The organism is Yersinia sp. LJYL362 (assembly GCF_048323875.1).
Genome location: NZ_JBLWEX010000160.1, coordinates 1 through 12,551 on the forward strand (window position 1 = coordinate 1; position 12,551 = coordinate 12,551).

The window sequence follows — 12,551 nt, forward strand, 5'->3', positions numbered from 1 at the left end:
TTAATTCTTCCTGAGCCAGAAATTCATCTTCGACAATAATTGCTTTCACGGATTAAGCTCCGGCTGAAATGCTGGGTTCTGCATGGACTTTGCCGCCATTTTTACTGATATAAAAAGAAATCTCGGTACCTGGTTCCATCCGGCGTATCTGTAAACCCTCGCCATAGAGTAATTTCACTCGATGATGAACATTCAGTAAGCCGATTTTATTGCCGGGCATTTCGTTATTTGCCACGCGTTCAATGGTTTCCTGGTTGATTCCATTGCCCGTGTCTTTCACCGAGATTTTTATCTGGTCACCGCTGTCTTTAACCGCAATCACCACCACACCTTTACCTCGGAACGGCTGAATACCATGCACGATAGCATTCTCTACCAGCGGCTGGATCAACAAGCTGGGGATTTTTAGTGCAATGTCATCATCAATATCATAAATGACGGTTAACTTACTGCCAAATCGCGCCTGCTCAATGGCAATATAGTCTTGAATTTGATGCAGTTCTTTACGGATATCGATTTGCTCATCATTTAGCTCAAGGTTATAGCGCAGGTAGCGAGATAAATTGATGATCAATTGACGCGCGGTATCTGGATTAATACGAATTGATGAGGAAATGGCATTTAAGGCATTAAATAAAAAGTGCGGGTTAATTTTACTTTGCAGCGCCCGCATTTCCGCTTTATTTGCCATTTCGCGCAGTTGTTCAATGCGTGAAACCTCAATTTGGGTTGAGATGATTTGTGACAAACCGACCGCCATCACTTTGAGTGAATAAGTGATTTTATGGGCATGGCAATAATAGATTTTCAGCGAACCCGTCACTTCGCCTTTTTCCCATAACGGAATAATAATAAGGGAATGAATTTGGGGTGTTCGGTGGACTTCATCATTATTGCGGATGGTAATTTTACCGCGTTGAATGCTTTCTTTGGTTATATCACTGATGATTTCATGACCGATATTATAGGTTTCCACCCCGACGCCGACATACGCTAAAATATGCTGGGTATCGGTGATAGCGACCGCATCGGCCTTGATATCATGGCGAATAATCTCACATACACTGCGCAGTGATTCGCCGTTGATATGGCGAAAATAGGGTAAGGTTTTATTCGCAATATCCAGGGCCAGTTTTGCCTGTCGCGCAGCAATGACCTCTTTTTCATCCTCGACACTCTGCACTAATAGCACAATTAGCCCGATACAGACTGCCCCTAAAATCATCGGAATGGCGATTTTAGACACAATATCGATACCCAATGCGGTCGGTTTGGCCCATAAAACCACCAAGAGCATGGTCAGCGATTCACAAATCATACCGGCCAGAATACCTATACTCCATTGCCGCTCTTTTTTGACTTTCAGGTTGATATAACCCGACATCAGACCCGCAATAATACTGGTTATGAGACAAGGGACCGAGGTAATACCATCAATATCAATTAAATAACGATGAGAGCCAGCAATAAGCCCGGTAATAATCCCCACCCACGGGCCAAATAGAATACCGCCGGACATTACGGCAATCACCCGCACGTTAACCAGCGAGCCTTCAACATTGATACCGGAATAGGTGCCGAAAATAGCAAATAACGAGAAGATAGCAGTGACTGCAGCCAATTCTAGCGGCGTGTGTTTCTCTTTTTGCAATAACTGACGAAATAAGTGGGTGCGGGTCAGAAAGAACAAGCAAATTAACATCAATGCGGCGCGATCAAATACCGCTAATAGCATTTCAAATATCTGGTGCACACTGTTTTCTCTTGATAACAACCGGGGATTAGCGGTAAGAAACCATCAGATCCTGGGGCGAATAAGCGAATCACTATAAGGAAAATGGGGGGAGACTGCTACTTTATCAGTGCTATTAAGTCGAATAGCTGGGGGAGTCTGCCGGAGCAATAAACTCCGGCAGAGTATCTGGTGGAAGAAGATTACTTTGTCATTCCTAATTGTTGCTTGCCGATGGTGGTTAAATTATCGACTGTGGCTCTGCCAACAAAATTGACTTCAAAATCATCGGCTGCAAAGTCTGGTGGAGAACGTCCATCAATAAAGCTGGCTAACTGGCGTGGTAAATAAGCGGCATTTTTTTCACACCAAGGGGCAGCAGCGATATACATAACATTGCTGTCAAACTCGCCGTTATGTTCGTTTTCTACCGAATGGATAACATCGCAGTGCCAAAATACAGTATCGCCAGCTTCCAGATCCGGAATAGGGGAAATGGCTTCAATTAAAAGGGGATGCCATTGCTCAGAGGCCGATAAAGCCCGGCCCGGAGCCGCACCGCATAAGTCATCATCCGCCACATCATCTTGCAAAGCACGCAGCAGAATATAGGCCATGGCATTAGCAATTGGAATCACGTTTAACGTCCCGGCATGGGTGCGTTGCGGTGTCAGCGCAGTCCAGCCTTGGAATGTCCGAAACATGGAACATACCGCGGGTGACGGGAATTCGCGCACTTCCGGGCGACCTTCAGCAGCAAAGGGATCGTATTTCTGCCATTCACCAGAGAATACATGGCGATAAACATGGCGGAAATTCTCATCCAGCCAACGTTCAATAGAACCGCCATCCACATGAGGTGATAGGCCCAGAGATGAGGATTTTGGCGGGCGGCGGCGGGTGCGGTCGGCATAAGTGACCACTCGGTTAGGATCAAAGTGCTGCTTGCCATTGCTTTCGGTTTGCCACAGATTATTTAAGAATATCTGTACCGCATTCATCCGTGAGTCTTGGCGGGCTTCAACCTGTGGAGTTGACCAGTAAATGCCGTAGATTTGGGGTTTGCTGGCCGCCAGAGTGCCGAAGTAGTTGTCTTCCGCTGCATTTTTCAAGCGCTCGACAAAATTATTGCGATCCAGATAATCACCGATTTCACGGTTCCATGCTGCGGCTTTCTCTGTCGGGAATACCCCGAGAATAGCGCAGCAGCCCCGTTGTTTTATTTGGGCTTTTTGCTCGTCAGTGACTGTGCCATTGATAATATCATCGGCATGAATGCGAGGGACCGGATTCTCGCCTTGATCCAAGCTACGACGGATCTCACTAACTTGCTGGCGGATATTCTCTTCCACAGCGTGGAAGACCTGCTGATAATGGGGTAGCGCTTGACGTAATTGTTGCTTCACCGCTTTGATTGCTGCGGGGATATCGTCTATTTGTAATGAAGCCATGATGTTGACTCTCCAATAGCGGTAGGTTGAGGCCCGAGTAACGGTTGTGCTTTGCTGACCATTTGTATGTTTTTTGTTATCTTGAGGTAAACATTATTTAAGTAAAATGGAGAAGAATAAAGGGATGAGGTTTTAGCAGAATTTCCTCTTTAATTTTCGCTGTTCGTTTTACGATCAACATATTCATATTAAAGGAAAAATAGTGCCGGTGATCCCCATGTTTAGCCACTCTCCTCTTTCGTTGAGAACACCAAGATTGGTTCTGGATAGCCTTAATGAACAGGATTGGCCTCTGTTTTTGCAACTACATCAAGACCCGGACGTCCAGCGTTATATTGCGGACCCATTGGAAATGGCCGAAATACGGGGTCGTTTTGAATCGCGTATCATGCCGTGGGAAAAAACCGCCAATCACTGGTTATGCTTGGTTATCCGCGAAAGAGAAAGCGGGCAGGCGATAGGGTTGACCGGGTTTTTAGCTGAGTGGCTGCCGCTGCAACAGGCTGAGGTGGGCTATGCCATATTGCCGTCATATCACGGCAAAGGCTTTGCGAAAGAGTCACTGATGGCGGTGTTGGCGTTTGGTTTTCAACAATGCCAATTCCATAAAATGAAAGCCACGGTTACTGTGGGGAATCATGCTTCGCGGCGGACGCTGGAGAGCTGCGGCTTTCAGTTGGAAGGCACCTTGCGTGATAATTTCCAGTTAGATGGGCAATGGTGTGATGACTGGGTATTGGGGCTGTTGGATAGTGAATTTGAGCTATCGCGTTGAACTCCGATGAGTGGGATATTTGTTATCAGCCTATCGACAGTTAATCAGCGCTGGGATATGTTCATTAATAGACCATTTACTGGTCAGCGTCGCTCGGACGGTCCGGGCGCTAACGTATCCTTGAGGAAATTATGGCTGAATCCCCTTCCAAACGTCGTTTTACCCGAATTGATCGTCTTCCCCCTTATGTTTTCAATATCACTGCTGAGTTGAAGATGGCTGCGCGTCGCCGTGGTGAAGACATCATTGATTTTAGTATGGGTAATCCGGATGGCCCGACGCCGCCGCATATTGTTGAGAAAATGTGCAGTGTCGCACAACGTGAAGACACCCACGGCTATTCCACCTCGCGCGGGATACCTCGCTTGCGCAGGGCTATTTCGCGTTGGTATGCGGATCGTTATCAGGTGGATATTGACCCTGAAAGTGAAGCCATTGTCACCATCGGTTCAAAAGAAGGGTTGGCGCATTTGATGCTGGCGACATTGGATCACGGTGATACCGTGCTGGTGCCCAATCCCAGCTATCCTATTCATATCTACGGTGCGGTCATTGCCGGTGCGCAAGTGCGTTCGGTTCCTCTGACCGAGGGCATTGATTTCTTCGGCGAATTGGAAAGAGCCATTCGCGAAACCATACCGAAACCGAAAATGATGATCCTCGGTTTCCCGTCTAACCCGACGGCGCAATGTGTTGAGCTGGATTTTTTCGAGCGCGTAGTGGCGCTGGCGAAGCAATATGATGTGCTGGTGGTGCATGATTTGGCTTATGCCGACATTGTGTATGATGGCTGGAAAGCACCATCAATCATGCAAGTCCCGGGGGCAAAAGACATTGCAGTTGAATTCTTTACCTTATCTAAAAGCTATAATATGGCGGGCTGGCGTATTGGTTTTATGGTCGGTAACCCCGAATTGGTCAATGCATTGGCGCGGATTAAGAGCTACCACGACTACGGCACTTTTACTCCATTACAGGTTGCTGCCATTGCTGCGCTGGAAGGGGATCAGCAGTGTGTGCGTGATATTGCCGAACAATACCGCCAACGGCGTAATGCCTTGGTTCGCGGGCTGCACGAAGCGGGCTGGATGGTTGAGAATCCGAAAGCATCAATGTATGTCTGGGCCAAAATACCCGAACCTTATGCGCATTTAGGCTCACTTGAATTCGCCAAGCTATTGTTATCTGAAGCGAAAGTCTGCGTCTCGCCGGGGATTGGCTTCGGAGATTATGGTGATACCCACGTCCGTTTCGCCCTGATTGAGAATCAGGACAGGATCCGCCAGGCCGTACGCGGGATTAAAAGTATGTTCCGTGCCGATGGTTTGCTAAAACCGGGTAAACCCGCATCAGGGGAAACGGCTTAATCCGTTAACAATTCATAGCGCCAAATAACCTTATTCTGGCTGGTAGCTTAGGGCTTCAGTCAGAATAAAAGTCACTCTTCAACAGGTTATCTACCCATCCTTAATGTTCTCTTCATCTGTTTAACACCATACTTAGTCTTAATTGCGTTATTTAAGTGGAGCGTGCGGCTATGAGAAATCGCTATTCATCATCCCAGATAACCTTACATTGGCTAACGTTATTGATGATCATTTTGACCTATGCGGCCATGCTGCTCAGTGATGCGGTTCCTGATGAAGACAGAACCTTAGTGAAAAACCTGCATTTTAATTTTGGTCTTTCTGTTTGGTTGCTCATGTTGGCACGGCTCTGGTTGCGCCACAAAAATGCGATACCGGCAATCACGCCTAAATTGCCTGATTGGCAATTATTAGGCGCTCATATTTTGCATTGGTGCCTGTATTTAATGTTTTTATCGTTACCGATATTGGGTGTTTTGGCGCAGGCCTATGGTGGAAAAACCTGGTTTTTGCTCGGCTGGCAAGTCCCGCAATGGGTGACACCGAATGATGAAGCACGGGCTTATCTAAAACAAATACATGAATTAATTGCTAATTTAGGATATTTCGTGATTGGTGCTCATGCATTGGCGGCGCTTTACCATCACTATATTCGCCGCGATGATACTTTGCGCAGAATGATGCCGGGTAAATGATCTCGAGTCTAAATTGATAAAGGGCGTCAATGCGCCCTTTATACGATGTCAGGTAGTGAATATCTCAGTCGAATACTATTCGACCATCATCATGAAGGTGCCAACCCAAACCACCAACATAATTGAGATACCCATAAAGAAATATTTCATTTAACCACTCCCCCTTGGAGCACCCTCGCCAGCCTGAGTCACTCAGCCACTGTCTGCGAGTCGATGGCGCTAATGTAATCCCAATAGAGAGCGATTTTCAATACTGTAATTTTATGCATTAGATCACACTTTTGTACATAAATAGCCATCAATGTTAGTCAATGTATTGAAGTGTGAAGCTATTAACGTTTTTTTAAATTATCGCCTAATAACAATTTGTTACTCTCTTGCATTAAATTTGAGCGATTGCAGTTGGGCCAGGCCAATTATCCGATTTTTCTTACCGCTACATCAGCTTCAACACCCACTAAATAAAGGGCTTGTTCCAGAACTTCCACCTTTGAGGCGTAATCCACATTGAGTAGGCGATCCATCTGTGCGGCATTAAAGCCCAGTTTGCGGGCCATATCGGCTTTGCTGGTTTGGGTGTTGAGCATAGCATTGTGCAATTCTGCTTTCAGGCGCATCAGAATCGGTATGCGAATAGCAATATCATCGGGTTGCAATGCCGATGGCATCGGGACTGGGCGCTGTTCTTCTATCTGTGTGGCAATGCCGTTTTTAATGCCTTCCAGGGCTTCTAACTCAATGTTGCCGACCGAGTAAGTCACAGAACCTAATTCTGGAAAGTCGCGGTATTGGATATGGTATTCGTCGCTCGCTTCATCATAGGTATAGCTGGCTGGGTAATGGTGCACGGTGTCGCTCCTGTGGAACAAGGGACTTCAAGATGCGGACATTGTACTGGCATCAGCACTGCGGGGTTACTTATTTAGTGTCTGCGCGTAAATGAGGAGTATTGGCGAGTATAGGCAGGCGTTATATTGCCGGGTTTATCCGGTGTTCAGCGGTATCTCTTTATCCCTCAATAATACCTGATTTAATCCCCCACTTTCTTGCTTGTTAACGCCATCTCAAGTGCCATGGCTGGGCATCGAAGCGCACATTCACCACAACCATCACATAATTTATCAACCAATGTTGGGGGCTGGTTGGGCTGCCAGAGTAGCGCTTGTTTTTCACAATAATCGGCACAGCTATCACAATAGATATAGGTGTTCTGGCAAGGATTTTTTATCACCGGATGAGGGTGAGTTGCAGGTGGTGAGTCGCTGGCTGCCCCTTTTAATAAGCCACGAAATAGCCCCCGACGACTGATAACCCGGCTTTCCATATAGGCTTTGTAGTAGCGCTCATCTCTGTTCATCAATTTTTTCACCGATACAGCTCATGAGGATGGGGGAATAAACCCAATTTCGTGTGCAGGGCCTTTAGGTAACATTCTGTTATTTCAGCTAATAAAGGGTAAATCCGATACTCGACCTGTGCATTTTTGACCAACTCAAGATAGCGATAGGCCCATGGCAGCAGGTGCTCGGTGAGCAGCACTATTGCTGAATCAGGTGGCTGTTGCTGAGTTAACGGTGAGTGCTCAATGAGATGCACCCAAGCTAACAGCATTAGACCGAACTGGTCTTCCGGCTCATGAATAGCACTCTGACTGGCTAGCCCTAATGTTGATAGAAATTCACGATATTGCAGGGTGCTGGCTCCCATCAAAATATTTTCTTTATCCAGATAAACAGACCCCCAAGGCGGCGCGGGCATTTCACCTTGCCCTTCAAACAGTACCGAGAAGTCATATTCCAATTGTTCTGGCGAAATATCAGGTATCTGTTGGCAATAACGGGCAATGCTGGTCGGATGGGGCCACGGGAAAAGATCTTTTATTTGTGGCAGCAATGGCCAGAGTCGCCGCATGATATCGGACTGCGGGGGATAGTAAAAACACGCGCCGAGAATGCGTGGCAAGGTCGTGTTTAATAACATCAACATTTTCTCTCTCTTGGCCGGTCACTGTCTTTTTGTTTAGCCGCAGAGGAATGCGGCTGAACCGTGGTTTTAAAATTAATGGTCTTAAAAATTAATAGCCTTAAAAACGCGTTACATTACATCGGGACTTGCCAGAGATTATAGAAAGCGATGCGTCCAGCTAATTCAGCGATAACCAGCGCGGAAGCACTCACTGCCAGTGTCGCTCGTGGGATCCGGTCTTTGAGTAATGCTGCTGCGGCCACGAAAATGCCCAAAGTGAGTAGCAGGATTTGCACTCCCCAAAACATAGCCTGCTGGCTACTCAGCTCCACTGAACTTTGCCCCAGAAAACTTAAGTAGCCCGGCTTATTCACCAACGTCACGATAGCGCCAACTAACAACGCCGTGGCTCCCACCTGACGTGCGCCAGTAAGGATGGCGAAAGCACCGCCGCCGACCAATACTGTCATCCATAGCTGTAATGCGGTGTATGAGGTATCCCAGTTAGGCACTGTGGTCAATTGATAAACTTGTGTTATTGACCACGCAAAGGCTAAGCCGAAAATCACTGTCGCCACATTACACAGCATGGCCAGTACTGCATTTTTTACGATGACAGAGAAAAAAACCGTGCCACAAGCCATTGCGACAAACAGAGTGCTGAGCAGTATTTCATTGCTCATCGGGGAGCGGCCAACACCGAGTAACATGTTCATCGCTCTCAGAGGTTGCCCGACATGCAGAGCGCCAATGACTAAACCGACAAGCATTAGAATCAGACCGACAATATTGGCTTGTTTGAGCTGTTGTGCTGTAGTCAGGCCGAGTTTATGACTCAAGAACACCAAAGCAAACACGCCAACGGCGGTCTGCCCCAGTACGGTGAAGAATACTAAAGGTAATTCATGCATTTTATACCTCCGCTGGATTTTGGATGCGGCCTGATGTATCACCGGATGGCCTGGCATCTCGATGGCTTCTGATAACCAGATTAGGCTGTGTTAAATGGGTCAGGGGCAAGGGCGCTACTGCATCTTCTTCGCCGTATTTATCACGTAATACGGTGATTTCATCGAAATCTAACGCCCGTTGTGGGCAAGATTCGACACAAACGGGCTTATGTCCTTCGGCAACGCGTTGATAGCAACCATCGCACTTGGTCATCAGTTTCTTTTTGGCATCAAATTGTGGCGCACCATAGGGGCAGCGCATTTCACAGTAACGGCAACCCACACACAAATCCTGATTCACCACCACCAAGCCGTCTTCTTCACGTTTATGCATCGCACCGGTCGGGCAGCCGGTGACACAAGTGGGTGATGAACAGTGATTACAGGCAATGGAAAGATAATAATTGAAGACATTCTGTACCCAGATATTGTCCTGTTGTGTCCAACTACCGCCGCCATATTCGTAGACCCGGCGCAGTTTTGGCCCAAGAACCAGGTTCTTCTCATCCTTGCAGCTGATTTGGCAGGTTTTGCATCCAGTGCACTTGGTAGAGTCGACAAAAAAAACATATTGCTTCATTTTTCAACTCCTTATGCGCGTTTAACTTCAACGAGGTTGGTATGTTGTGGGTTACCTTTCGCTAATGGCGATGGGCGCTGGGTCGTCAAGGTATTGATACAACCGCCCACATCAATGCCCTCCTTGTTGAGATTGCGCCATGCTCCTTGCGGTACACAAATCACACCGGGTAAAACGCGCTCGGTAATTTTGACCGCAATGCGTATCCGCCCCCGATCATTGAATATTTCGACCATCTCGCCTGGTTGGAGGCCACGGGCCTGAGCATCAATGGGGTTCATCCAAAACTGATGTGGCACTGCTTCGCGTAACATTGCCACGTTGTAATAAGATGAGTGGCAATGGCCTTTAATATGAAAACCAGTCATTTGTAACGGGTAGGTTCTTAGTGTGTCGACATCACTGACACCTTCAAATGTTGGGCAATATTCAGCGACGGCAGTAATGCGGTCTCCGGGGGCCAGTTGCCACTCTTTTTCCAGTGTGGCAAGCGCTTCTGAGTAGATCTCAATTTTGCCTGATGGTGTTTTCAATGGGTTATTTTGCGGGTCATCTCGGAAGTCTTTTAGGGCGATATATTGACTGCTATCGGCATAAATCCGGTCAATAATACCTTTGTCATTAGTTTGCTCAAACGACGGCAGCGCCGGGTTCTTTTCGCGCATTTTGTTATAGCTAATTTCAATCCATTCTTGCTGGGTATGACCTTCGGTAAAGGCTTCGCCTATACCGCATTTAGCCGCAATTTCGGCTAAAACATCATAAGACGGGCGACATTCCCACATAGGTTCGATAGCGTTTTGCAGTCGTGTCACGTAGTGATAAGCCCCACTGGCATAGGAGTTATCAATTAAATCATTGGATTCCACCGAGGTGACGTCGGGTAATAATAAATCAGCATATTTAGCTGAGCGGGTCATGTGGTTTTCCCACACTAAAATAAATTCACACAGCGACTCATCTTGCAAAATACGGTGGGTTTTATTCAGATCAGAATGCTGATTGCCAATCACATTACTGGCATAATTCCACATAAACTTAATATTGGTATCCAGTTTATCTTTATTCTTCACATGGGCATTTTTAGCGGTCATCTCAGTGCCACGAAAAATAGCGTCAGTCCACATAAAGCAAGGGATGGCGGTTTTTATTGGATTGGGAATGCTGAATCCCGGTACGGGATATTTGACGTTCCCGCCCCAGGCTCCGGTATTGGTTCCGGCCTTACCTATATTTCCGGTCAACAACGGCAACATCATAATTGAGCGCGCAGCCTGTTCACCGTTGGCACTGCGTTGAATGCCCCACCCCTGGGAAATCCAGGCTGCACGGGCATTTCCTAACTCGCGTGCGAGCTGGATAATACGAGTGGGCGCAATACCGGTTATTTCGCTGGCCCATTCCGGTGTTTTTTCTACTCCATCGATACCCAAGCCTAAAATATAATCCTTATATGAACTGTTGGCCGGAGCAGAGACGGGTAATGTGCTGGCATCCCACCCCACACAATATTCCTTCAGGAAATCTTCATCTGTCAGATTTTCCTTAATTAATACATAACCTAATGCGGCGACCAGTGCGGCATCGGTACCGGGGAATATAGGTATCCATTCGGCATTAAGGGTGGTAACACTGTCAGTCATCCGCGGATCGATAATAATAACTTTCGCTTTACTCTTCCCCAGAGCATGAACCGTTTCAATATATTGTCCACCGCCGGACATTCGCGTTTCGGCCAGATTATGGCCGAACATCACCACTAAATCTGAGTTCTTAATTTCATCGAGCAGGGTTTCATCCGCATTCCCATAAATATAAGGCATCACGGTATTAATTTGCGCGGTGGAGTAGGTCCCGTGTTGGTCCAAAAAACCGCCAAGCAAACTGAGCATTCTTTTGCAGGCATTGCGCCCTTGTAAATTAGCGCCGGTAGAGCCAGAACCGTATTGATAATAAATGGCTTCGTTGCCGTGTTGCTCAATAGTTTTTTTTAGATTATTAGCCACAATAGTGGTGGCTTCATCCCAACTGATTCGTTTGAATTTACCTTCGCCACGTTTGCCTACTCGCAACATAGGATATTTAACTCGGTCGGGATTATAGGTTTTCCATCTGACCGAACGGCCACGCAAACAGGGCCGAATTTGATGCTCGCCAAATGTAGAGTCATCATAAATTGCTTCATTAGCAATCTTAATAATTTCACCCTTTTTGACATGTACTTTTAGAGGACAGCGGCTACCACAGTTAACCAGACAAGCGCTGTATTTAATTGTTTCTTGATTGGCTATTTCCGCCTGTGCTAGCGCGGCTTGTACCGAGAAAGGTAGGGTGATAGAACCGGCAATTGCCGCAGCGCCGGTGACTGCGGCAGATGTTTGAATAAATTCACGGCGACTCAGTGAGCCAGTGATCGGTCTTTTATTGTTATTCATCGACATTCCCTTTGCGAAGGACATTTTTTGGCGAAAATAAAATATGGATAGAGGGTTAATACCCACCTTAGGAAATAATTTGTTACTTTCATATGATATAAATCAATTAAGAGGGTATAACGAAAATATAGAGCTTATTTATGTGAGTATGCCAAAGGTTATTCATAATTTAATGCGAGCTATTAACTATTCTCTATACATAAATTTAATATGCGAAATGAAATGTAAACTGTGATAAAGAATCAATCTCAAGTGAAAGGAATATATTTTCATTCTCATACTTTATTTAATTTTTCTTAATTACACTGAGAAAATTCTTAATAAATAGAGGCTAATCCTAAGTGACTATTTCCCGAGTAATGCGTGTTACAGGCAATATTCATTCAACGCGAATAAGAGCTAAAAAGAGGGGCTAATTTATTTTCTAACGCAAGAGGAGATCTGCATCACGATTTTTAGCTCTACCTGCTTGTCGTCGGGTAGTAACATGTTAATTTAGCGGTAGTTGGATTGTTACCGTCAATGGCGGGCAAAACCTGATTGAGTGGCTTGATGAATGCTGCTGAGTCGGGTTTTTTTGTTTTCAGGGCTAACACATGAA

12 protein-coding genes are annotated in these 12,551 nt (G+C 46.3%); 3 read left to right on the forward strand and 9 right to left on the reverse strand.

The window, feature by feature from the left end; all coding sequences use genetic code 11:
- Positions 1 to 52 precede the first annotated feature (52 nt).
- Positions 53 to 1,753 (reverse strand): LytS/YhcK type 5TM receptor domain-containing protein, encoded by a 1,701-nt coding sequence (locus ACNSO8_RS07545; protein WP_418394279.1) that lies wholly within the window; start codon positions 1,751 to 1,753, stop codon positions 53 to 55.
- A 182-nt stretch (positions 1,754 to 1,935) separates the two neighbouring features.
- Positions 1,936 to 3,183, reverse strand: coding sequence for a DUF1479 domain-containing protein (locus tag ACNSO8_RS07550; RefSeq protein WP_418394280.1), 1,248 nt, complete (start codon positions 3,181 to 3,183; stop codon positions 1,936 to 1,938).
- A gap of 217 nt (positions 3,184 to 3,400) precedes the next feature.
- Between ACNSO8_RS07550 and ACNSO8_RS07555 the strand changes: the two genes are divergently transcribed.
- The 3 genes from ACNSO8_RS07555 to ACNSO8_RS07565 all read left to right on the forward strand — a co-directional run bounded on the left by ACNSO8_RS07555 (position 3,401) and on the right by ACNSO8_RS07565 (position 6,020).
- On the forward strand, positions 3,401 to 3,958 hold the full coding sequence (locus tag ACNSO8_RS07555) for a GNAT family N-acetyltransferase (RefSeq protein ID WP_418394288.1): 558 nt from the start codon (positions 3,401 to 3,403) through the stop codon (positions 3,956 to 3,958).
- 131 nt (positions 3,959 to 4,089) lie between these two features.
- Positions 4,090 to 5,325 carry an alanine transaminase gene (alaC, locus tag ACNSO8_RS07560; RefSeq protein ID WP_418394281.1) on the forward strand — a complete coding sequence of 412 codons (1,236 nt, stop codon included), beginning with the start codon at positions 4,090 to 4,092 and terminating at the stop codon, positions 5,323 to 5,325.
- A gap of 170 nt (positions 5,326 to 5,495) precedes the next feature.
- Positions 5,496 to 6,020, forward strand: coding sequence for a cytochrome b (locus tag ACNSO8_RS07565; protein ID WP_418394282.1), 525 nt, complete (start codon positions 5,496 to 5,498; stop codon positions 6,018 to 6,020).
- Between the two features lie 75 nt (positions 6,021 to 6,095).
- On the opposite strand, the gene ypdK is transcribed toward ACNSO8_RS07565, so the two are convergent.
- The 7 genes from ypdK to ACNSO8_RS07600 all read right to left on the reverse strand — a co-directional run bounded on the left by ypdK (position 6,096) and on the right by ACNSO8_RS07600 (position 11,950).
- Positions 6,096 to 6,170, reverse strand: coding sequence for a membrane protein YpdK (ypdK, locus tag ACNSO8_RS07570; RefSeq protein ID WP_098057507.1), 75 nt, complete (start codon positions 6,168 to 6,170; stop codon positions 6,096 to 6,098).
- Positions 6,171 to 6,436: 266 nt separating this feature from the next.
- The gene (locus ACNSO8_RS07575; protein WP_418394283.1) at positions 6,437 to 6,868 is read right to left on the reverse strand and encodes a hypothetical protein; all 432 of its coding nucleotides are present in this window, start codon (positions 6,866 to 6,868) and stop codon (positions 6,437 to 6,439) included.
- 182 nt (positions 6,869 to 7,050) lie between these two features.
- Positions 7,051 to 7,377 carry a 4Fe-4S binding protein gene (locus ACNSO8_RS07580; protein WP_418394284.1) on the reverse strand — a complete coding sequence of 109 codons (327 nt, stop codon included), beginning with the start codon at positions 7,375 to 7,377 and terminating at the stop codon, positions 7,051 to 7,053.
- 8 nt (positions 7,378 to 7,385) lie between these two features.
- On the reverse strand, positions 7,386 to 8,000 hold the full coding sequence (locus tag ACNSO8_RS07585; RefSeq protein WP_418394289.1) for a TorD/DmsD family molecular chaperone: 615 nt from the start codon (positions 7,998 to 8,000) through the stop codon (positions 7,386 to 7,388).
- Between the two features lie 119 nt (positions 8,001 to 8,119).
- Positions 8,120 to 8,896 carry a dimethyl sulfoxide reductase anchor subunit family protein gene (locus ACNSO8_RS07590; RefSeq protein ID WP_418394285.1) on the reverse strand — a complete coding sequence of 259 codons (777 nt, stop codon included), beginning with the start codon at positions 8,894 to 8,896 and terminating at the stop codon, positions 8,120 to 8,122.
- 1 nt (position 8,897) lies between these two features.
- The gene (locus ACNSO8_RS07595; protein WP_418394286.1) at positions 8,898 to 9,515 is read right to left on the reverse strand and encodes a DMSO/selenate family reductase complex B subunit; all 618 of its coding nucleotides are present in this window, start codon (positions 9,513 to 9,515) and stop codon (positions 8,898 to 8,900) included.
- 11 nt (positions 9,516 to 9,526) lie between these two features.
- Positions 9,527 to 11,950: a DmsA/YnfE/YnfF family dimethyl sulfoxide reductase gene (locus ACNSO8_RS07600; RefSeq protein WP_418394287.1), complete on the reverse strand. Its 2,424-nt coding sequence runs from the start codon at positions 11,948 to 11,950 to the stop codon at positions 9,527 to 9,529.
- Positions 11,951 to 12,551 lie beyond the last annotated feature (601 nt).

Excerpts from the sequence above, each read along its gene's own strand:
- ACNSO8_RS07550 (WP_418394280.1), bottom strand. The coding sequence starts at position 3,183 with ATGGCTTCATTACAAATAGACGATATCCCCGCAGCAATCAAAGCGGTG.
- ACNSO8_RS07555 (WP_418394288.1), top strand. The coding sequence starts at position 3,401 with ATGTTTAGCCACTCTCCTCTTTCGTTGAGAACACCAAGATTGGTTCTG.
- alaC (WP_418394281.1), top strand. The coding sequence starts at position 4,090 with ATGGCTGAATCCCCTTCCAAACGTCGTTTTACCCGAATTGATCGTCTT.
- ACNSO8_RS07565 (WP_418394282.1), top strand. The coding sequence starts at position 5,496 with ATGAGAAATCGCTATTCATCATCCCAGATAACCTTACATTGGCTAACG.
- ACNSO8_RS07580 (WP_418394284.1), bottom strand. The coding sequence starts at position 7,377 with ATGAACAGAGATGAGCGCTACTACAAAGCCTATATGGAAAGCCGGGTT.
- ACNSO8_RS07585 (WP_418394289.1), bottom strand. The coding sequence starts at position 8,000 with ATGTTATTAAACACGACCTTGCCACGCATTCTCGGCGCGTGTTTTTAC.
- ACNSO8_RS07590 (WP_418394285.1), bottom strand. The coding sequence starts at position 8,896 with ATGCATGAATTACCTTTAGTATTCTTCACCGTACTGGGGCAGACCGCC.
- ACNSO8_RS07595 (WP_418394286.1), bottom strand. The coding sequence starts at position 9,515 with ATGAAGCAATATGTTTTTTTTGTCGACTCTACCAAGTGCACTGGATGC.
- ACNSO8_RS07600 (WP_418394287.1), bottom strand. The coding sequence starts at position 11,950 with ATGAATAACAATAAAAGACCGATCACTGGCTCACTGAGTCGCCGTGAA.